Below are 20,854 nucleotides of genomic sequence, written 5' to 3' on the forward strand. Positions count from 1 at the left end.
TTTATTTTCATATTTTTTTTAGTCAGCGTAAAAATTATAGAAACGCATGACACGCGCTGATAAGAAGGTTAATAACTCTAATATTGTGCATAACTATCTTAAACATCTGATAGCTAGGTGAGTATCTATATAATAAAAGTAGAGCTTATGAAAAAGTGCATCTATGTAGTCGAAGACAATCCGAATATCAGGGAAATCATCGAATTTTTATTAATCGAAGAACTTTACGAGGTAAAGACTTGTCCAAACACAAACGATTTTTGGCTTCAAATGAGTAAACACCTGCCAGATATGGTCATTCTTGATATCATGTTACCTGATGGCAACGGACTGGATATCTGTAATACCCTAAAGCGAAATATTAAAACACATGATATTCCGGTCATGATGATGTCGGCTAATAACCACTTAAACGCCGTTAAGGCTAAATGCGATGCGGAAGATTTTATCAACAAACCTTTCGATCTGAACGATTTTGTTAACAGAGTAGATAAATATTTACTCAACTAAGCAAAAATGAGGATGTATCATCAATATATAGTGTCACCCTGAATTTGTCGAGGGGCAAGACTATACAAATAATACATCCTCATTCTTTTTTTTAAAGCACTATGCTTTCAACCGCTTTATCCAGCGCCTCATCTTTCAGGTTAGGCATACTTAAACCTTCAGCCCTGATTGCCGTAATATCTACCATACCCATAAAACCAAGCACGGATCTTAAATACGATTCGGTAAAATCGTAAGCCTTCATTGGCCCCTCCGAATACACACCGCCTGAGGAAATGGCCAGGTAAACTTTTTTGTTTTTAACCAAACCTTCAGGACCCTTTTCAGAGTAACTGAATGTCTGACCTGCACGCGCAATGTGGTCAATCCATGATTTTAAGGTAGAAGGAATACCAAAATTGTACAGCGGTGCACCGATTACAATCGCATCGGCATTTTTAAGTTCAGCAATGGCTTCGTTAGAATGTTTAATGGCTTCCGCAAATTCTGATGTATGGTTTTCTACCGGCGTAAAGAAAGAATTGATATGCACCTCCTCCAAATGTGGAAAGGGTGTATCCGTTAAATTGTGCGTAATTAAACTGCTGCCAGGATTTGCGGCCTGTAATTTTTCTACAATGGCATTTCCCAATTTAATGCTGAAAGATGCTTCGCCTCTTGGGCTTGATATAAGATGTAATATTTTCATTTTTTTTGCCTTTTTATGTCTGGCAAAATTATAGATACGAAGTATCAAAAAGCTATTACTATACCAGAGGATAGTGCTATCCTTTAGTATAGCTCCTAGTCTACGCGAAGAAAAAAAGCCTATTTATTGGATTTATCAGCCAAAGCATAAACTTGTTTTAAATGCTTTCGTAAGGTTGGTAAATATTTATTTGCATATGCTTTAATATCATTATTGGTAGATTTCGATGCTTTCTCAAATAGTGCAACCGCATCTTGATGATCAACAAGCATTATCTCGATATAAGCTTTATCAAATGAAACCCCGTTTAAATTATTTAATTTTTCGATCGCATTGGTCACGTCAGCTTCAGTAACACCATTCGCAGTTTTTTTCGCCAGACCAGTATTACCTGCCTCACCTCCCGCATTTTTGGTTCTTGAGGTATCTTTCATATTTTCAGGTGATGAATCTACCCTGCCATCAGGCCTTTGTCCACCTTCAGGCGTATTCATTGGCAAATCAACCTTTTTAAGTTTTGCCAATCCCCTTAATTCTTCGTTAGCCTTGGTATGATGATCAACCATCATCTGGCCAAACGCTTTAACCTTTTTATCGCTCGCTTTATCTGACGCAATTTTACCAGTTAACATTTCTTTCATCCCTGCAATAGCTGCCTGTTGCAAAAATTGAGCGGTGGTTAAACTATCTTGTTGATTAATGTAATCAAATGACCTTGTATAATGCCAGTAGGCTTTTGCAACAGCATTAAATGAAGTAGCTGAAATAATCATTCCCACTACTGCTATTTTCCTGGTATTGAAATGGTTTTTCATTGTTAAGTAATTAAGGTAAATGCATGAGTAAAACCCCTCTAACATTTAAAAAGTTTGAGCAAATCATATCCATCTTTTAAAAACCTTACAACACCAGTGGTTTAAGATTTAAAATTTTCTTTAAACTTAACCTGATCTGAATCTGTTCTACTATAAAAGACTTTTACTATGGAAAATCAAGAAAACAATCAACCTGAAGAAGAAATTCAAAACATCGAACAGTTTCAGATCAACCGTTCGGAAGGAAATGCAGCCGATGGCCACGCTTCTCCAGAGCAAGCCGAAGATGACGCATATACGGAGGATGAAGTTCCGTTTGCGGATGGAGAAGGAACACAGCTAAATGAAGAAATCAATGATCCGGAAGACGAAGAAGATGAAGATGATGATGAAACAGAAACGAATGACTATAACGAATCTGACATAGAAGAACTGGATAAAGATCCAAATGCCTACGACGAGGAAGATAGTGAAATGTTATAAGCTTATTATGTCTCTTATAAAAGGTGCCAGATCAGCAATTATCTGGCATTTTTATTTAAATAGCGATGATCCGCAATACTTGCAAAACAAGGCATCGCTATCGTGGCCTTCCCTACTGCAGCTCGGGCACGATTCGGGTAATTCTTTTTTCTGCCTGGCTGCAAGAGCAATATCATGGGTAATGATACCTGTGGGTACTGCAATAATCGCATAACCGATTAACATCACTACAGAAGCTACAAATTTACCCAAAGGCGTAATGGGCGAAATATCGCCATAACCAACGGTTGTAATGGTCACAATGGCCCAGTAAATACTTTCGGGAATATTCGAAAACCCATTTTCGCGCTTCTCTACCAAATACATAATAGAGCCAAGAATAACAGTGATGGTTAAAACCGTTAACAGAAATATGCTGATTTTACGCACGCTATTCTTCAATGCCTGGGTGAGGAAATTAATCTCGGTTAAAAAATGTCCAAGTTTAAATATCCTGAAAACCCTCAGCAACCTCAACGCCCTGAAAACCAGCAAAGATTGCGCACCAATAAAAAATATACTTAAGTAAGACGGCAATAAAGCAATCAGATCAATAATCCCTAAAGGACTGATTACATATCGGATTGGTTTTTTAATGCTCACCAACCTTAAAATATATTCAATGGTGAAAAGTGCGGCAAAAACCCACTCCATAATGTTAAACAATTTGCCATAATGCAGGTGAATGCTGACCACACTATCGAGCATCACGACAATAATACTGGAAAATATGGCAATTAACAGGCCTACATCAAAAGCTTTACCCGCAGGTGTATTCGATTCGTAAATTATTTCGTGAAGTTTAAAACGCCAATCTTTAGATGAATCTGATGCCATAGTTTTTAGGTAGATTTAAAGGTAGCAGAAATTATCCGTTAACCACTTCTCCGCCGTTAACATGTATAACCTGCCCGGTGATAAAAGAAGCATCATCCGAAGCGAGAAAAACATAAGCCGGAGCAATCTCTGAAGGTTGCCCTGCCCTTTCCATCGCAGTTTGTGATCCAAAAGATTTAATCTTTTTTTCATCAAAAGTAGATACAATGAGGGGTGTCCACACCGGGCCTGGCGCAACGGCATTTACCCGGATGCCTTTTGTTGCTAAATTTGTGGCCAGCGAACGTGTAAAAGAAGTGATTGCGCCCTTGGTAGAAGAGTAATCGATTAGATTTGGCGATGAGCGGTAAGCGGTTACTGAAGTGGTATTGATGATGCTGTCACCAGGTTTAAAATGCTCAAGCACCTCGTGTGCAAAATAAAAATAACCGAATATGTTGGTTCGGAAAGTATCCTCAAGCTGTTTGTTATCGATTTTTTTTGGATCTTTTTGTGGAACCTGCATCCCGGCATTATTAACCAGGATATTAATTTTCCCAAATTGTTTAATGGTGTTTTCCACTGCCTTTTTGCAAAAAGCAGGCTTTTTAACATCTCCTTTAATCAAGAGGCACTTTTTCCCCTCTGCCTCAACCATCTTTTGGGTCTCTTTCGCATCAATATCTTCATTTAAATAAACAATGGCTACATCGGCACCTTCTCTTGCAAAATGAACTGCTACCGAACGACCGATACCACTATCTCCACCGGTAATGAGTGCAACCTGATTATTCAATTTCCCCGCTCCCCTATAGTTTTCTTTAATTACTTCGGGTCTTGGATTCATTTTGGCTTCTATGCCTGGTTGCTGATGTTGTTTGGCAGGTGTTTTTTGGCTTTTCATCACGATTAGTTCATCAAAGTATTTAATAATACCTGTTAAACAAATTTATTGCCTGCAAAGTTTGCCGAACTGGAGATGATCATTAACATTTTAAACCAATTCGACTTAATATTTTGCTCATATCCGATCATTTTAGAAGCGTGCACCTCCTTAAATTAGCTTTTTAATCCCTAACCAATAGAAATCACACAATGAGAAAAACAATTTTATCAGTTTTGGTAATGTTAAGCCTAATCCTACCTGGCTTTGCTCAAAAACGCTTAGGCAATGAAACAGCAGCCCAAAAAACCAAACGAATGGAATGGTGGACAGATGCTCGCTTCGGCATGTTTATTCACTGGGGCCTGTATGCTTTGCCAGCTCGCCACGAATGGGTAAGAAACTATGAACGCATTACCAACGAAAACTATCAAAAATATTTTGATCAGTTCAATCCCGATCTGTTTAATCCAAAACAGTGGGCAAAAGAAGCTAAAGCTGCCGGTATGAAATACGCCGTTTTAACGACTAAACACCATGAAGGCTTTGTGCTTTTTGATAGCAAGTACACCGATTATAAAGCAACCAATACACAGGCAAAAAGAGATTTGGTAAAAGAATTTGTAGAGGCTTTCCGTGCTGAAGGCATAAAAGTAGGTTTCTATTATTCTCTTATTGACTGGCACCACCCCGACTTTACCGTAGACAAGGTTCATCCTTTACGACCTGAAAAAGAATCTGAAGAGGCTTATGCTGCCTTAAATAAAGGCAAGGATATGGCCAAGTACCGCAAGTACATGTATAACCAGGTTACAGAATTATTAACCAAATATGGTAAGATAGATATTCTCTGGGCAGATTTTTCGTACCCTGGAAAAAATGGTAAAGGCCGCGATGATTGGGGTTCGGTTGAGTTACTGAAACAGATCAGAAAATTACAACCCGGAATTATTGTTGATAACCGCCTCGATTTAAACGACTATGAAGATGGTACAGATTTCGAAACGCCGGAACAGGTTAGTCCGAAAGAACTGGAAAAATACCGCGGTAAAGTTTGGGAAACCTGCCAAACCTTTTCAGGCTCATGGGGATACCACCGGGATGAAAATACCTGGAAAAGCAATAGAAAATTATTAGATCTATTAATCACCTCTGTGGCTAACGGCGGTAATTTATTGCTAAATGTTGGTCCTACTGCGCGCGGTGAGTTTGATAACCGGGCAAACATTGCTTTAGACAGCTTAAGCCTTTGGATGCATGCCAATTCGAAATCTATCTACCATTGTACTTTTGCCCCGGCAGAATTTAAAGCACCTGAAGGCGCAAAACTTACCTATAACAACGACACAAAAAAACTATATGTGCATCTGTTCGAATATCCAAATACTGGCTACATTACACTGGATGGATATAAAGACAAAGCAAAGTATGCACAGTTTTTACACGATAACTCTGAAGTACAGATTGATGCGCAAAAATCGACCGGAAACACACTGGTATTAAAGCTACCAAAGAAAAAACCCAACTTTGAAATCCCGGTAATTGAACTGACGTTAAATTAATCTACCTATATTAATGATTCGCCTGCAAGCTAACCCTTGCGGGCTTTTTTTATATATAACATTTAGACAGTTAATTCTATTTAACTGACCATTAAGACTTAAGGGCGTAAAGATTTTAGCATCGCATAAGCAATCAATTATGAATCTATAAACCATTACCAATATACTAATAATCAAGAACGAATGAACTAATGACCAATGAACTAATGAACCAATAAACCCTTACTATGCCGACAAAAGTTCTCCCTGATTTAAGTTCGCATAAGCTTTAGCCTGCACTACGTTACCAATGATAATAATGGCCGGATAAGTTAAACCAGCCTTTTCTGCAGATTCCTCCAAATGCTGAACCGAACACACTACTTGTTTTTGATTGGGTAAGGTAGCATGTTGAATAATTGCAGCAGGCATTTCACCTAAACCCGCGTCGGAATAAGCTTTAGAAATTTCGCCTACTTTTTTCATACCCATATATACAACAACGGTAGCCGAACTTTTCATGGCACATTTCAGATCATCGGTTAAACTTCCGTCCTTTTTGGTTCCGGTAAGGATCCAGACACTTTCACTAATTCCACGGTGTGTTAAAGGGACATCGATAAAACCAGCCCCCTGCATACTACTTATACCTGGAATATAATGACATTTAATCCCTCTGGCCTCTGCATAAATCAATTCTTCGAATCCCCTGCCGAAAATAAAGGGATCTCCACCCTTTAAACGCACCACAACCTGATAATTCTGGGCATTTTCGACAATTAATTCATTTATTTTCTCTTGTGGCGTGTATTTTCCATAAGGTTGCTTGCCAACATAGATCATTTTACATGCTTTCGGAGCAATTTCCAGTAATTTTTCATTACTTAAGTTATCATAAAGTATAACTTCTGCTCTTTTTAACACATTAAAAGCTTTCATTGTGATTAATTCCGGGTCACCAGGACCTCCACCCATTATAAAAAGTCCAAAATCAGTAGTTTTTTGATCCATAATTTTAATGATTTAACTATTTAAGAATAAAAGTGATGAAAATTTATTAAAAAATTAAATATTCTATGATAAAAATCACACTTTAACAACTTTTAATACAATTAAAGACTATATTTGACTATCAAAAATCATATAAATACTAAATTTTATGATTTAAAAAGGATTATTTAATAAAAATTAATAAAAACAAATAATTCGAAACAAAAAAACAACCAATAAAACTAAAAAAAAACACTAAACACCTTTAAGATTTATGAAAGAACCACAAATAATCGTAATAGGAAATGGAATGGTGGGATATAAATTCTGTGAAAAGCTTAGATCCAAAACTTCTTCTTTTAATCTTATTGTTTTTGGAGAAGAACCTCGCAGAGCTTACGATCGTGTTCATCTAAGTGAATATTTTAATGGCAAAACAGCCGACGACCTCTCTCTTTCTACAGAAAACTGGTACCAGGAACAAAATATTACCTTATTTCTTAATAATCCCATTACCAAAATAGACCGCGAACTTCAAAAAGTTTATACCGCCAATGGTTTAGATTATAGCTACGACATTCTTGTTTTTGCCACAGGGTCCGGTGCTTTTGTCCCGAATATTCCTGGAATCGAAAAAGAAGGCGTTTTTGTTTACCGTACGATAGAAGATCTCGACCTGATTAGCAATTATGCAAAAAAGGCCAAAACCGCTTCTGTCATCGGCGGTGGACTATTGGGATTAGAAGCTGCTAAAGCACTGATAGATTTAGGCATCGAAAAAACAAGCATCATCGAATTTGCACCGCGCCTAATGCCAAGACAAATTGATGCTGCCGGTAGCGACATGCTTAAATCTAAACTGGCTGATCTGGGTTTACAGATCCATTTAAGTAAAAATACCACGAGTATCGAAGGCGATGGTCGTATTACGGCATTAAAGTTTAGTGATGATACCGCATTGGATGTTGATATGTTAGTGATTTCTGCCGGTATAAAACCTCGTGATGAACTGGCGAAAGCCTGCGGCATTGAGGTTGGTCCACGCGGAGGAATTGTAGTTGATGAGAAAATGCAGACCAGCGATCCTGCTGTATTTGCCATTGGCGAATGTGCTTTATATGACGGAATGATTTATGGTTTGATTGCTCCAGGTTATGAAATGGCCGAAGTGCTGGCCGCAAACCTTTGCGAAGGTGATAAAACTTTCACCGGATTTGATATGAGCACCAAACTTAAACTGATTGGCATTGATGTAGCCAGTTTCGGCGATAATTTTATTACAGAGCCAGATTGCCGCACCATCATTTTCGAAAACAAACACAAAGGCGTTTATAAAAGAATAAATGTTAGTAATGACGGGCAATACCTTTTAGGAGGTATATTAATTGGAGATGCAACAGCGTATAACCTGCTGTTGCAGACCTCTAATAACCGCATTGTATTACCAGAAAATCCTGAAGAACTGATACTGGGTGCACGCGGAGGAAGCGAAGCTGCTGGCGGCGCCGGAATTACAGGTTTACCAGACAGCGCATTAATCTGTAGTTGTGAAGGCGTTAGTAAAGGCGATATCTGCACCGCAGTCGCTGATGGCACTTGCGAAAACATTGATGACCTGAAAAAATGCACCAAAGCAGGTACAGGTTGTGGTGGTTGTTTGCCGATGGTAAAAGATTTAATGACTTATACCTTAAAGTCGCAAGGTAAATATATCAAGAATGTAATTTGTGAACACTTTAACTATAGCAGACAAGAACTTTTTGACCTTATCCATATCCACGAATTAAAAAGTTACGACGAGGTACTGGATGCATTAGGCAAAAACGATGGTTGCGAAGTGTGCAAACCATTGGTATCCTCACTCCTTGCAAGTCTTTGGAACGAAATGATCCTTAAAAAAGGAAACGATGTGGCTCAGGATAGCAACGATCGTTTTCTGGCCAACATTCAAAAAGGTGGCTCATATTCAGTAGTACCAAGGGTTCCGGGTGGAGAAATTACACCCGACAAGCTAATTGTAATTGGCGAAGTAGCTAAAAAATATAATCTGTACACCAAAATTACAGGTGGTCAGCGGATTGATCTGTTTGGTGCACACCTTAACGACCTGCCCATTATCTGGGAAGAGTTAATTGCAGCAGGTTTCGAAAGCGGACATGCTTACGGAAAGGGCTTAAGAACAGTAAAAAGCTGTGTTGGCAGTACCTGGTGCAGATTTGGTTTACATGATAGTGTGAGTTTCGCCATCAGAATTGAAGAAAGATACAGAGGCATCCGTGCGCCACACAAATTTAAATCAGCGGTAAGCGGCTGCATCAGAGAATGCGCAGAAGCCCAAAGCAAAGATTTTGGCATTATTGCTACTGAAAAAGGCTGGAACTTATATGTATGCGGAAATGGCGGGAGCAAACCGCAACACGCCCTTTTATTGGCAACAGACCTCGACAGCGAAACCTGCATTCAGTACATCGATAGATTTTTGATGTTTTACATCCGCACTGCCGATCCGCTTACCCGAACAGCAACCTGGCTGAACAAAATGGAAGGCGGAATAGACTACCTGCGGAATGTAATTATCAACGATAGTTTAGGAATGGCGGCACAGTGGGAAAGCGAAATTGAAAATTTAATCGCCACCTATAAATGCGAGTGGAAAGAAGCGGTAGAAAATCCGGCCATCAGAAAAAGATTCTCTCATTTTGTAAATGCGCCCGAAGAAAAAGACCCAACTATAGAATTTGTAGAGATGCGTGGACAAAAAAGAACCGCCGAATGGAAAACATTTTAATCAATAATCTTTAACAAACCTTATAAAACCCAAAATTATGAATGAACAATCAAATTGGCTAGCAGCCTGCCGAGTCGAGGATGCCATTGAGAACGGTGGCGTTTGTGTAAAACATGGTGAAGATCAGATTGCACTTTTCTATTTCACCAGAAGAAACGAGTGGTATGCCACTCAAAACGAATGCCCGCATAAAAAGCAGATGGCATTAAGCCGTGGAATGATTGGCTCCACTACCGATGAACCTAAGGTAGCCTGCCCTTTTCACAAAAAAACATTCTCATTGAGCACTGGCGAATGTTTAAGTGGCGACGAATGCGCCATAAAAACCTACCCTGTAAAGATAGAAAACGGAACTGTTTATATTGGCACAACGCCAAAATCTTAACCTGACCCAGTAAGATTTAAACTTTTCTTGATAAAAATTTAACCCAAACCAAACCGACATGAAGATTTCTAATTATGTAGCCTTAACAGGCTGCCTTGCACTTACCTTGTTCTTTTTTCCTGCTAAATCGCAAACTAAAGCCGTTTTATTCGATGGTACTATCGTTGCCGGCTACGTTGATCACGGTGCTTTTATCAACTGTACCGGACCGAGTATAAAATTCAGCAAAAAACCCTATACCGTTTTATTGGGGCTACTTCCAAGTTTACGGATCAAAGAAGATAAAGTGGCTGCCGGTGCGCCTAAAAACGCAGCCCTTACCCCTAACCTCGGCTTTGGCTTAACGGCAGCCTTTCGCCATATCGCCTTACAAGTACCTTTGTACTACAACCCTAAAACTGCAGTCAAAAATGGCGAATGGAACGTTGGCGTAGGTTTAGGCTATAAATTTTAAATAACCCATTGATCACGTTTAAATCAACCATTATGACACAGCATACTACTCAACCACTAGATAAACTTAATATATTTTCGCTTAAAGGTGTTCAGATGAAGACCTTTCACATCACCTGGTTAACTTTCTTCTTCTGTTTCTTCGCCTGGTTCGGGATGGCGCCCCTGATGAAGATAGCGAGAGAGCAGCTCCATCTGACCAAAGATCAGGTGGGTAACATCCAAATTGCATCAGTATCGGCCACCATTATTGCCCGTTTACTGATCGGAAGATTGATTGACAAATTTGGCCCTAAACTGATCTACACCTGGCTTTTGGTACTCTGTGCCATTCCGGTATTGTTAATCGGAACCAGCCATTCTTACACTTCCTTTTTACTATTCCGCCTGGCCATTGGCGTAATTGGTGCATCATTCGTAATCACCCAATTCCATACCTCGATTATGTTTGCTTCGAACATCAAAGGAACCGCAAATGCAACGGCAGGCGGCTTTGGTAATGCCGGTGGTGGTGCGGCCAATTTGTTTATGCCATTAATTGCATCCGGAATTACGGCTTTAGGCTTTTGCAGCACCGAAGATAGCTGGCGTTATGCCATGATTTTCCCAGGTGTAATGCTTTTAATCTGTGCCTTTTTATATCACCGCTATACTTTAGATACCCCAAAAGGTGATTTTAAAGACCTTAAAGATGAAAGCATCAAAAGCAACAAAAACACCTTCTTAATTGCAGCGAAGGATTACCGCACCTGGATTTTAACCATCGCCTATGCCGCATGTTTTGGCGTAGAAATTACGGTAGACAACTTTGCACCAATCTTTTTTACAGATTCATTTGGCGCAACCATAGCAGTTGCCGGAATGGTTGCAGGCATTTTTGGATGGATTAATATTTTTGCCAGGCCACTGGGTGGCATTGTTGCCGATAAAATTGGCAAAACCTGGGGATTTGATGGCAAAACACTTTTGCTCGCTTTACTGCTTTTGGTAGAGGGAATCGGTTTAATCTGGTTCGCGAAATCGGGGAATATCGGAATGGCTATTTTCATGATGTTTGTTTTCGGCCTGAGTTTAAAAATGGCCAACGGCGCAACTTACAGCCTTGTTCCTTTCATTAATCCACTTGCAGTTGGTAGCGTAGCCGGTATTGTAGGTGCTGGTGGAAATATCGGTGCCATGCTCATTGCCTTTATGTTTAAAGCTAAAGCCAGTCATGCGGCTAAAAATGTAATCGAAAATGGCCACAACGTTCAAAAAGACCTGATTGATTATACCAGCGCTTTTACTTTACTTGGTTTTATTATCCTCGGAATTGGTGTTGCAGTATTCATCTTCAGGACCATTATGGCACAAAAAACAGCTGAAATAGAAGACCTGGTACTAACGCCCAGCAAATAAACAGCGCGAAAAAACCTATTATACAAGCCGATCATTTGAAAGCAGAAAAAAACATATCGCCGAACAAAACGACTACCTGCTGTTATTGCGGGGTGGGTTGTGGCATTGTGATCAATAAAGATATCCATGAGCGCATCACTGTTGAAGGAGACAAAAACCATCCTGTAAACAAAGGTATGTTGTGCAGTAAAGGCATGAATCTTCACTATACAGCGAACGATAAAAGCGATAGGCTGCTTTACCCCGAAATGCGCTACAACAAAAACATGCCCCTCCAAAGGGTAAGCTGGGATACCGCACTGGAAAGAACAGCAGCAGTTTTTAAAGCATTGATTAAAAAACATGGTCCCGATAGCGTGGCTTTCTATGCCAGCGGACAGTGTTTAACTGAAGAATATTACGTAGTAAATAAATTAATTAAAGGATTTATCGGCAGTAATAACATCGATACCAACAGCCGCTTATGTATGAGCAGTGCGGTTGTTGGTTATAAAATGAGCCTTGGTGAAGATACCGTGCCCATTAGCTATGATGATATTGAAATTGCCGATTGTATTTTTGTTGCAGGCGCAAACCCGGCATGGTGCCATCCTATCCTATGGCGCCGTGTTGAAGCCGCAAAGGAGAAAAATCCTGATTTAAAAATCATTGTTAGCGATCCCCGAAAAACACAAACCTGTTCGCTTGCCAATGTCCATTTACAGCTTAACCCGGGCACTGATATTACCCTTCACCATGCCATTGGCAGGTGTTTAATAGAAGATGGAAAAATTGATGCTGATTTTATAATCAACAGCACCAATGGTTACGAAAAATACCATACCACCGTTTTTGAAACCTCAGTAGCCGAGGCAGCAGCTATTTGTGGCATCAAAGAAAGTGATATCCGTTTAGCCGCATCTTACATCGGCAATGCAAAAGGTTTTATCAGCATGTGGACGATGGGACTTAACCAAAGTGTGGTGGGCACCCATAAAAACCTTTCATTAATTAACCTAAACCTGATTACCGGCCATATCGGCAAACCTGGAAGCGGACCATTTTCGCTTACGGGACAACCAAATGCCATGGGTGGCCGCGAAGTTGGCGGTTTAAGTAATTTATTACCTGCACACCGCGTTTTAGCCAACGAAAGTCACCGTAATGAGGTTGAAAAATTTTGGCAGATCCCATTGGGTACCATACAAGCTAAGCCAGGCTTAACCGCCACCGAAATGTTCGATGAACTAAATACTGGAAAACTCAAAGCTGTATGGATTTTATGCACCAATCCTTTAATCAGCCTGCCCGATGTTCGTGTAGCCGAAGAAGGATTAAAAAAAGCAAAATTTGTAGTCGTTCAGGACATTAGCAACAAAGTAGAAACCTTAAAATATGCCGATGTAGTTCTACCTGCAGCGGCCTGGGTAGAAAAAGAGGGTACCATGACCAATGCAGGTCGTTATATCTCTTACCTCAGTAAAGTAACCGAAGCACCTGGAGAAGCTTTAGCAGATTCAGAAATTATCTGCCGGTTTGCAAAAAAAATGGGTTATCATGGTTTCGACTTTCAAAACGCTTCCGAAATATACGATGAGCATGCAGCTTTAACCGAAGGAACCAATATTGATATCAGCGGCCTCAATTATCAGATTTTAAAAGAAAAAAGAGCTGTTCAATGGCCATACCCAAAAGAAGAAAAAGCATTCGGAACAGCCAGGTTATTTACCGATCACCAGTTTTATACCCCTGACAAAAAAGCCAATATCCTGTCATTTGATGATCAAAACCAATCAGAAGCTTTAACCCCTGAACATCCGCTGATTTTAACCACCGGAAGAATCAGGGATCAATGGCATACACGGAGCAAAACAGGTAAGGTAAATAAACTGAACCAGCACATTAGTGAGTCATTTTTAGAAATTAACCCCATTGATGCCGAGATTCGGAACATTAAAGACAGCGACATCATCGAAATTTCAAGTTTGCGGGGAAATGTTCGTGTAAAAGCAAAATTTTCTGAAGATATTAAACCCGGAGTGGTTTTTATGCCCATGCACTGGGGAAAAATCTTAAAAAGTGATTTAAACCGGGTGAATAACCTCACGAATAACCTGGTGGATCCACAAAGCAAAGAACCTGATTTTAAGTTTAGTGCTGTAGAAGTAAAACTATACAAAAAAGCGCGACAAAAGATCATTGTGATTGGGGCAGGTGCAGGCGCCTGTGGTTTTGTTAAAAGTTACAGGGCTTTAAATACCGAAGATGATATCGAAATTTTTAGTAAAGAAAATTTCCCCTTTTACAACCGGGTACTTCTCCCCGATTATATTATTGGCACTTTGCCCTGGCATAACCTCATTAAAATGAGCGATAGCGAGGAAACCGATTATAGGATTAAACTGCACCGGGGATTGGGTATCGACAAAATTAACAAAGAAGATAAAACCGTTACCGATAGTAATGGCGAAATCCACCCTTACGACGTTCTGCTTCTGGCCACAGGAAGCAGGGCTTTTGTGCTTAAAGATATCCCTAAACTAAATGGTATATTTACCATGCGCAGCCGTAACGATGCCGACAGCTTTAAAAAACATGTTGATACCACAAATGGGAAAGTTGTTATTGTTGGTGGTGGACTACTGGGGATCGAACTGGCCACTTCACTAGCCGAAACCGGCTCCAAAGTAACCATCATCCAAAGGATATCGAGATTAATGGGGCGGCAGTTAGACGCACTGGGCAGTCAATTACTGCATGAAGAATTGATCAGCAAGGGTATCGAAATTTTCTATAACGACGAGGTAGACCGTATTATCGGCGAAAAAAGTATTACGGGCATGCGTTTAAAAAGCGGACTATTGATCGATTGCGAATCTCTGGTAATCGCCATTGGTACCGTTCCGAATACCGAACTGATTAAAGAAGCCGGTATAGAATGCAAAAGAGGCGTTGTGGTTGATGAATACCTGAGGACCAATGAAAAGGATATTTATGCCATTGGCGAAATTGCCGAATTTAAAGGCCAGATGTATGGCATTACCGCAGCAGCAGAACAACAGGCCGAAATCGTGGCACGTTTTCTTTGCGGAGATATTGCGAAATTTTACCAGGGTAGCTTGCTCATGAATATCCTCAAAATGCACAGTTTAGAACTCTGCTCTTTAGGCCTGGCTGAGATACCCAATAACGATCCCACCTACGAAGAAATTGTTTTCATTGATAAAGCAAAACGGTACTATAAAAAATGCATTGTACACAACGATAAACTGGTTGGAGCGATATTAATTGGCGATAAAAGTGAATTCCTGGAGTTCAGAAACCTGATCGAAAATAAAATGGAGCTGAGTGAAAAACGGCTTCAACTATTAAGGAGTGGTAAAACCACCGAGCCAATTATTGGCAAAACCGTTTGCAGCTGTAATAATGTTGGCGAGGGCAATCTGATCAATAAAATAAAAGATGGCTGTAAAGATCATTTGCAACTCTGCCAGTTAACAGGTGCGGGAATGGGCTGTGGCAGCTGCCGGCCAGAAGTAAAGGCAATTTTGGATTCGTTTGTAAACGTTTTAAAAACAGAACCTAAGCCGGTTTTAGCAGATACATGATAAGTTTTGGCGATCCGTCATCCTGTCCCGAATGTTTCGGAATCAGGATCTATCCTGTAAAAAAGATGCTGAAACGAATTCAGCATGACGTAACGCATTGAAACATTAAAGAGATGATTAAAATAAAGAAATGATAGATTTCGGTGATTCTTCATAAGCTTGTATCATAATACGAATTGTCATCCTGAGCTTGTCGAAGGACTTTGATCAAATCCCCTATGATGTGTGTCGACTACTCGTCCCGATTCTTCGTGAAGCAATCTTTATCGTAGGTTGGAAAGATTGCTTCGTCGTTCCTCCTCGCAATGACGATCGATTTTAGAAAATTGTCATTAGTAAACGACCAGGAATACCATAAGCTTTAAGATTCCCGCCTGCGCGGGAATGACGACAGATTGTTAAAGAATATTTATAATTAAACAAAATGATGAAATTAAAAATGGGTCCTTCAGAATTTAAAAACCTTAAAGGGATTGAATATTTTAAGTTCGAAGAAGATTTTATTGAAGAAAATATGCGTTGCATTCCTATGGTTGTCCGTTTTAAGATGGATGCTGCAGGAATAAAGTTAAAATTGGCAGAATGGAGCAAATTTCATCCATCAGAAAGAATCCAGCTGGCGTTATTACCGGTTTCAACCCAGGAACAAACAGATAAGTACCATCAATTTCTGATAGGCCTGATTACGAAATATACCGGAAACCAGGCTACAACAATGGCGATCGACCCTTTACCCGACTGGGGAAATCTGCATCAAATCCCTTCGATGCTGAGCGAAAAATCGGCCGAACTGCAGCTTCAGCTTTCCATAAACCAGTGGCGTAAACTCACCAACATCCAAAGGTTTGCACTTTTAAAATTATGCCGCCCAGGACACGAAAACAAGAACTTCCCTAAAGCAATAGTAGAATTTGGACTTCTAAACAGTTAAGCCATGTATCAAACCATCATCATTAACTTTCCAGGTGGCATCATATCACCGGGCAACCTGTACAACATCCTGGTTGCAGCAACAAAAGCAAGGATACAATATGTTCGTTTTGGGCTCCGCCAGCAGTTATTGATTGATACGACAACCTACAATATTGACATCTTTACGGGTGAAATGAATAAACTCGGGATCGATTATGAAGTAGACAGCAATAATTTCCCGAACATCATCAGCTCTTACCCAGCCGAAGAAATTTTTATCCGTAAAACCTGGCTTACCGAAGGTGTGTATAAAGATATTTTGGATGACATCGATTTTAAACCTTCCATAAAAGTAAATATCTGCGATAGCGATCAGAGTTTCACGCCCATGCTAACAGGCAATATCAACTGGATTGCCTCTTCACAATCCGAACATTACTGGCATTTGATTATCCGCTTTCCAAAAACCAATGTAACCTACGAGTGGAACCAACTCTGCTACACCAATCATATCGCTCAGGTAACCAAAGCATTAGAAACCATCATTAAAAACAACCCCACAAGCTTTGTGGATAATGCCTTGGCTAATGGCGAAGATCTTTTTGCACAATTAGATCCGGAAAACCTCATTCTTAAACCAGCTGAAAATACAGTATCCTTATCTTCATTTAACCTGCCTTACTACGAGGGCTTAAACCGCTACAACAACAAATATTGGCTGGGCATTTACAGGCGTGATGAACTTTTCAGCATTGCATTTTTAAAGAAACTGTGCCAACTTTGTTTAGACACCAAACTCGGTCAGTTGTGTTGTACTTCCTGGAAAACCATCATTATAAAAGGGATTGACGAGAAAGATAAAAACCTTTGGAATGCGCTGCTTGAAGAATTTGAGATTAATATGAGGCATGCAGCCAACGAGCTAAATTTCCAGGTAGAAGATAACTGCAACGAAGGTTTGGCATTAAAAAGCTTTCTGGTTAAACATTTAAGCATTGATGATACCCGAACATTTGGGATCTGCTTCGGCATTAAAACCCGTAAAAAAAGTGAGGTTTTTAGCAGTATCCTGATCCAAAAACGCCACTTGTTTGATGTATTGGGATTAAAACTATTCCCTGTTTATGATATCCTTTGTGCTAAAGATTTTAATCCCAACGAACGTACCGGTGAGATTTTTAGCCGAAGTAACCCCAGCTTTCTGTTGCCGGAACAAATAAGGCGTTCGATATTCAAGTTCTATAAATATCGTTTAAATGCCATTAAAACAGGTAAACAAAAACAAAGCTTGCAAACAGAAGAAACCATAATAAAAGATGGCGATTTTCTATATCAATGTAATAACTGTTTAACGGTTTATAATGAGCGGATCGGAGAAACTGAAAACAACATTAATCCGGGCACTGCATTTAAAGATTTACCGGATGATTATTGCTGCACGCTTTGCGAGGGAGAGAAAAATAATTTCACTAAAATTGATCAATCCGCTTTGCAATTATTATAAGCCATTAATTTCGGCATGAGAATTAAAATTCCCGAAATAACGATAATCAGCGTCATCAACCACAATTTCGCAAACATGCAAATTGCTTAAAATGTATTTCATACTGTGTTTAGGCAAACCGCTGGTTTGAAGCAGGTGCATTATATTTTTCAAACCTGCAGCTTTATAAATCCCACACAAGGGTTCTTGCTGCTTATCCTTAATGAAAATATAAGCATCAAAAGAATGATCAGTTTTAAATGAATGGATAAGTTTTTCCAGCAATCGGGCCTCCATCATCAGCATATCACAGGCCAATAAAAACAAATCTTCTTCAGGATTTGATAAGTGGGCAGAAAGTACACCTAATAATGGCCCTCTGATATCAAGTGAAGGATTGTCTACAATTAACTGCTCCTTTACAAAATAGCCCGCATAGGTTTCTTGCTGCGATGGATTAACTGAAAATTTTACGGGGAGCTCAAGCGAGCTTAACTTATCGCATGCCAACTGTGCCCATAGTTTATCCTGATGGCTGAGTAAACCCTTATCGGTGCCCATCCGTAAACTCTGTCCACCGCATAAAACGATTCCCAACATATAAACCTTAATTATTTGTTACTCAAATCTGTCAGCCCGGCTTCGTTTAAAATACCGATTTGCTTTCCTTTTACTACGATTAACTTTTCAGCAAGCAGTTCATTCATGGTCCTAAAAACGGTTTCGTAAGTTGCGCCCGTAAAAGCAGCCAGATCCTGACGGCTTAATGCTAAATTTAAAAATCCTTCAGCATCCAATCCAAATTGATCCCTCAATCCTAAAATAGCCACGGCAAGCCTTCCTTTAACCGACATGAGTGCTAAATTGCGCATTTTCTTTTCCGAGGCATGCAGCTCGTCAGCATAAAACATTAATAAACCGTAGGCAAATTCCTGGTTTACTTTTATGGTGCTTTTAAAAAAATCGATGTCAACGAAGCAAAGTTTAGTGGTTTCTAAAGCCGTTGCCGATATCGGATAGGTAGAAATACGGCTGCTGATTCCCCGATGTCCGATTATCGCCCCATCGTTTGCAAATCTTAAAATCAGTTCCTTATCGCCCCATTGTTTATGCACTTTTACATTGCCCGAAGTCACAAAGTAAACACCGCTCACCGGATCACCTTCTTTGATAATTACTTCCCCTTTTTTAGCGATAAAATTCCGTTTGTGGGCCTCAATGGCAGGATGCCATTCTTTTAGCGTAAGTTGGCACATAAAACAGGTTTTAAGATCGCAGTTGCTATTTTTCTTCATATTAATCAGGGATGTTGGGTAAAAATAGCAAATGATTGCACAATTATATGCCTATGGTGTGCAAATTCAGTGATTCTTCACTATTGTTGAAAATTTTATGAGAATAAAACTCATTGAAATAGAACACTTAGCATTTTTTACAGGCATCCTCACCGCAAAGATGTTTAAAGATATGCCATCAAATCATAATTTTGTGTTATGGCAAATACAAACGTTAGAAAATCAATCCAGAATAAGATCGAATCATTAGGTAAGGAAATCGAAACCTTACAATCAGAATTAAAAAGATGGGAAAAAATTGCAGCCGATTACGAAACCAATTCGGAAAGCATTGATTTAATTTTATCGATACAATTACCAGAAAAACCTGAACCAAAAGCTAAAAAGGTAAAATTGTAAAAGGATTTAAAAAAGAAAACCCGGACAAATGTCCGGGTTTTCTTTTTTAACAAATCGTCGTCATCCCGACTTTGCTCGAAATGACGAACCTTAGAAAACTTCTTCTACCTTTTTAACCGGAATTTTAGCCCTCGGCTTAAAACCTTCTGAATTATTTCCGGCTCCTGTTAAAACGGGTTCTTTTTTAGCTGGTTTTTTCTTGAATTTCCGTCCATACCAGATTAGAAAACCGGTTATTGGCAAACTTGCGCCAATTAACGAGGCTAAAAAAGCCAATACTTTACCCGGAAAGCCCAAAATACTTCCTACGTGAATGTCGTAATTCATTTTTCTGAGTTTACCGCCAAAACCAGCTTCTTCATATGCAATAGAATAAACACCTTCGCGCTTAAATTCTTTTAAAGTATGCTGATCGAAAGTATAACCCTGATTATTATAAAACTGCCCCGTATTCGGATAAACCGTAATATTGATCGTGGCTTTGGCTTTTGAAGTATCGGGAAAATTATAATAAAAACCTTCGGATTTTGGGTGACGGCGAATTACTTTCTCCCAGGCCAGATCCATTGCTTTCTGTGGGGTATAAAACTTACCAAGGGCTAAGGAATCTGATTCCAACCGTTGAAAATCGCCTAATTTATCACCACCAGAGGTTACCCAATATAAACCTTCACTGTACCACTTAATGCCGTAAACCATTCCGGTTAAGGCGATAAAAAGCAAAAAGATTAAAGAATAAAAGCCAAGCACATTATGCAGATCGAGGTTTACCCTTTTAAATGAGGCGCCCCACTTAATTTTGAAACTCTTATCGCGGGTAGATTTGTTCCATTTTTTAGGATACCACCAGATTAGCCCCGTGATTAACAACACCACAAATATCATGGTTCCGTAGTTAACGATAGGTCTTCCGATGGCATAAGGCAGCCACAAAAAACGGTGACCGTTGAGGATAAACCTAAAAAAATCTACCTCTCCTTTTTTATGAACTACGGTACTAATCACTTCACCGGTGTAGGGATTAATTTTCAAGATCGTTCCTCCTCCCCGTCTGCCTTCATCCTTTTTCCCCTTTAAGTTTAAACTAATTGCTCTTCCCTGCTGGTACTGGGCGTAAGCGGGTACTTTTGCAGGATAAAGTTTAAAAGCAATGGCGCTCAGCTGTGAGGGGCTAATTACCGGTTTATCTTGCTTTTCAATTTTGGTTTCAGGCTCCAATAAGCCTGTAATTTCTTCATTAAAAACCCAGATACAGCCTGTTATACAAACAATAAGAACAATGACGCCCGATATTAGGCCAAGCCAGAGATGAAGCCATTTGTTGATCCTCGTAAATAGTGAATCTTTATTTTTTTTCTTTGCCGGAATAGTTTTGTTTACCGTTGCCAT

The 20,854-nt window shown here is 39.6% G+C and carries 19 protein-coding genes; 11 read left to right on the forward strand and 8 right to left on the reverse strand.

Features of this window, described 5'->3' with window-relative positions; translation table 11 throughout:
* The first annotated feature begins 147 nt into the window (after positions 1–147).
* Positions 148–510 carry a response regulator gene (locus CA265_09960; protein ID ARS39954.1) on the forward strand — a complete coding sequence of 121 codons (363 nt, stop codon included), beginning with the start codon at positions 148–150 and terminating at the stop codon, positions 508–510.
* 91 nt (positions 511–601) lie between these two features.
* On the opposite strand, the gene CA265_09965 is transcribed toward CA265_09960, so the two are convergent.
* Both CA265_09965 and CA265_09970 read right to left on the reverse strand, forming a co-directional pair.
* Positions 602–1,198 (reverse strand): FMN-dependent NADH-azoreductase, encoded by a 597-nt coding sequence (locus CA265_09965; protein ID ARS39955.1) that lies wholly within the window; start codon positions 1,196–1,198, stop codon positions 602–604.
* Between the two features lie 119 nt (positions 1,199–1,317).
* Positions 1,318–2,058: a hypothetical protein gene (locus tag CA265_09970; GenBank protein ARS39956.1), complete on the reverse strand. Its 741-nt coding sequence runs from the start codon at positions 2,056–2,058 to the stop codon at positions 1,318–1,320.
* Positions 2,059–2,181: 123 nt separating this feature from the next.
* Here CA265_09970 and CA265_09975 point away from each other — a divergent pair, with 123 nt between their 5' ends.
* Positions 2,182–2,496, forward strand: a complete 315-nt coding sequence (locus tag CA265_09975; protein ID ARS39957.1) for a hypothetical protein — start codon at positions 2,182–2,184, stop codon at positions 2,494–2,496.
* Between the two features lie 51 nt (positions 2,497–2,547).
* Here CA265_09975 and CA265_09980 read toward each other — a convergent pair whose 3' ends face one another.
* Both CA265_09980 and CA265_09985 read right to left on the reverse strand, forming a co-directional pair.
* On the reverse strand, positions 2,548–3,372 hold the full coding sequence (locus CA265_09980; GenBank protein ID ARS39958.1) for an ion transporter: 825 nt from the start codon (positions 3,370–3,372) through the stop codon (positions 2,548–2,550).
* A 31-nt stretch (positions 3,373–3,403) separates the two neighbouring features.
* On the reverse strand, positions 3,404–4,258 hold the full coding sequence (locus tag CA265_09985) for an NAD(P)-dependent oxidoreductase (protein ARS39959.1): 855 nt from the start codon (positions 4,256–4,258) through the stop codon (positions 3,404–3,406).
* 188 nt (positions 4,259–4,446) lie between these two features.
* On the opposite strand from CA265_09985, the gene CA265_09990 reads away from it, so the two are divergent.
* Positions 4,447–5,796 carry an alpha-L-fucosidase gene (locus CA265_09990; protein ARS39960.1) on the forward strand — a complete coding sequence of 450 codons (1,350 nt, stop codon included), beginning with the start codon at positions 4,447–4,449 and terminating at the stop codon, positions 5,794–5,796.
* Between the two features lie 225 nt (positions 5,797–6,021).
* Here the strand turns inward: CA265_09990 and CA265_09995 are convergent, their stop codons facing one another.
* Positions 6,022–6,786 (reverse strand): uroporphyrinogen-III C-methyltransferase, encoded by a 765-nt coding sequence (locus tag CA265_09995; GenBank protein ARS39961.1) that lies wholly within the window; start codon positions 6,784–6,786, stop codon positions 6,022–6,024.
* A 253-nt stretch (positions 6,787–7,039) separates the two neighbouring features.
* Between CA265_09995 and CA265_10000 the strand changes: the two genes are divergently transcribed.
* The 7 genes from CA265_10000 (at position 7,040) to CA265_10030 (ending at position 17,792) form a co-directional block, all read left to right on the forward strand.
* Entirely contained in the window at positions 7,040–9,553 is a 2,514-nt protein-coding gene (locus CA265_10000) for a nitrite reductase (NAD(P)H) (GenBank protein ID ARS39962.1), read from the forward strand.
* Positions 9,554–9,590: 37 nt separating this feature from the next.
* The gene (locus tag CA265_10005; GenBank protein ID ARS39963.1) at positions 9,591–9,938 is read left to right on the forward strand and encodes a nitrite reductase small subunit; all 348 of its coding nucleotides are present in this window, start codon (positions 9,591–9,593) and stop codon (positions 9,936–9,938) included.
* Positions 9,939–10,044: 106 nt separating this feature from the next.
* Positions 10,045–10,392: a hypothetical protein gene (locus CA265_10010; GenBank protein ID ARS42950.1), complete on the forward strand. Its 348-nt coding sequence runs from the start codon at positions 10,045–10,047 to the stop codon at positions 10,390–10,392.
* Positions 10,393–10,424: 32 nt separating this feature from the next.
* Positions 10,425–11,789: an MFS transporter gene (locus CA265_10015; GenBank protein ID ARS39964.1), complete on the forward strand. Its 1,365-nt coding sequence runs from the start codon at positions 10,425–10,427 to the stop codon at positions 11,787–11,789.
* A gap of 35 nt (positions 11,790–11,824) precedes the next feature.
* Positions 11,825–15,376, forward strand: coding sequence for an NAD(P)H-nitrite reductase (locus CA265_10020; protein ARS39965.1), 3,552 nt, complete (start codon positions 11,825–11,827; stop codon positions 15,374–15,376).
* A gap of 424 nt (positions 15,377–15,800) precedes the next feature.
* On the forward strand, positions 15,801–16,307 hold the full coding sequence (locus tag CA265_10025) for a hypothetical protein (GenBank protein ARS39966.1): 507 nt from the start codon (positions 15,801–15,803) through the stop codon (positions 16,305–16,307).
* A gap of 3 nt (positions 16,308–16,310) precedes the next feature.
* Positions 16,311–17,792, forward strand: coding sequence for a hypothetical protein (locus CA265_10030; protein ID ARS39967.1), 1,482 nt, complete (start codon positions 16,311–16,313; stop codon positions 17,790–17,792).
* Here CA265_10030 and CA265_10035 read toward each other — a convergent pair.
* The gene (locus CA265_10035) at positions 17,787–18,371 is read right to left on the reverse strand and encodes a hypothetical protein (protein ID ARS39968.1); all 585 of its coding nucleotides are present in this window, start codon (positions 18,369–18,371) and stop codon (positions 17,787–17,789) included. The genes CA265_10030 and CA265_10035 overlap by 6 nt on opposite strands.
* Before the next feature lie 11 nt (positions 18,372–18,382).
* The gene (locus CA265_10040; protein ID ARS39969.1) at positions 18,383–19,066 is read right to left on the reverse strand and encodes a transcriptional regulator; all 684 of its coding nucleotides are present in this window, start codon (positions 19,064–19,066) and stop codon (positions 18,383–18,385) included.
* A gap of 198 nt (positions 19,067–19,264) precedes the next feature.
* On the opposite strand from CA265_10040, the gene CA265_10045 reads away from it, so the two are divergent.
* Positions 19,265–19,465, forward strand: a complete 201-nt coding sequence (locus CA265_10045; GenBank protein ARS39970.1) for a hypothetical protein — start codon at positions 19,265–19,267, stop codon at positions 19,463–19,465.
* Between the two features lie 90 nt (positions 19,466–19,555).
* On the opposite strand, the gene CA265_10050 is transcribed toward CA265_10045, so the two are convergent.
* On the reverse strand, positions 19,556–20,854 hold the full coding sequence (locus CA265_10050) for a peptidase (protein ARS39971.1): 1,299 nt from the start codon (positions 20,852–20,854) through the stop codon (positions 19,556–19,558).

It is taken from the genome of Sphingobacteriaceae bacterium GW460-11-11-14-LB5 (assembly GCA_002151545.1).
Classification (GTDB): domain Bacteria; phylum Bacteroidota; class Bacteroidia; order Sphingobacteriales; family Sphingobacteriaceae; genus Pedobacter.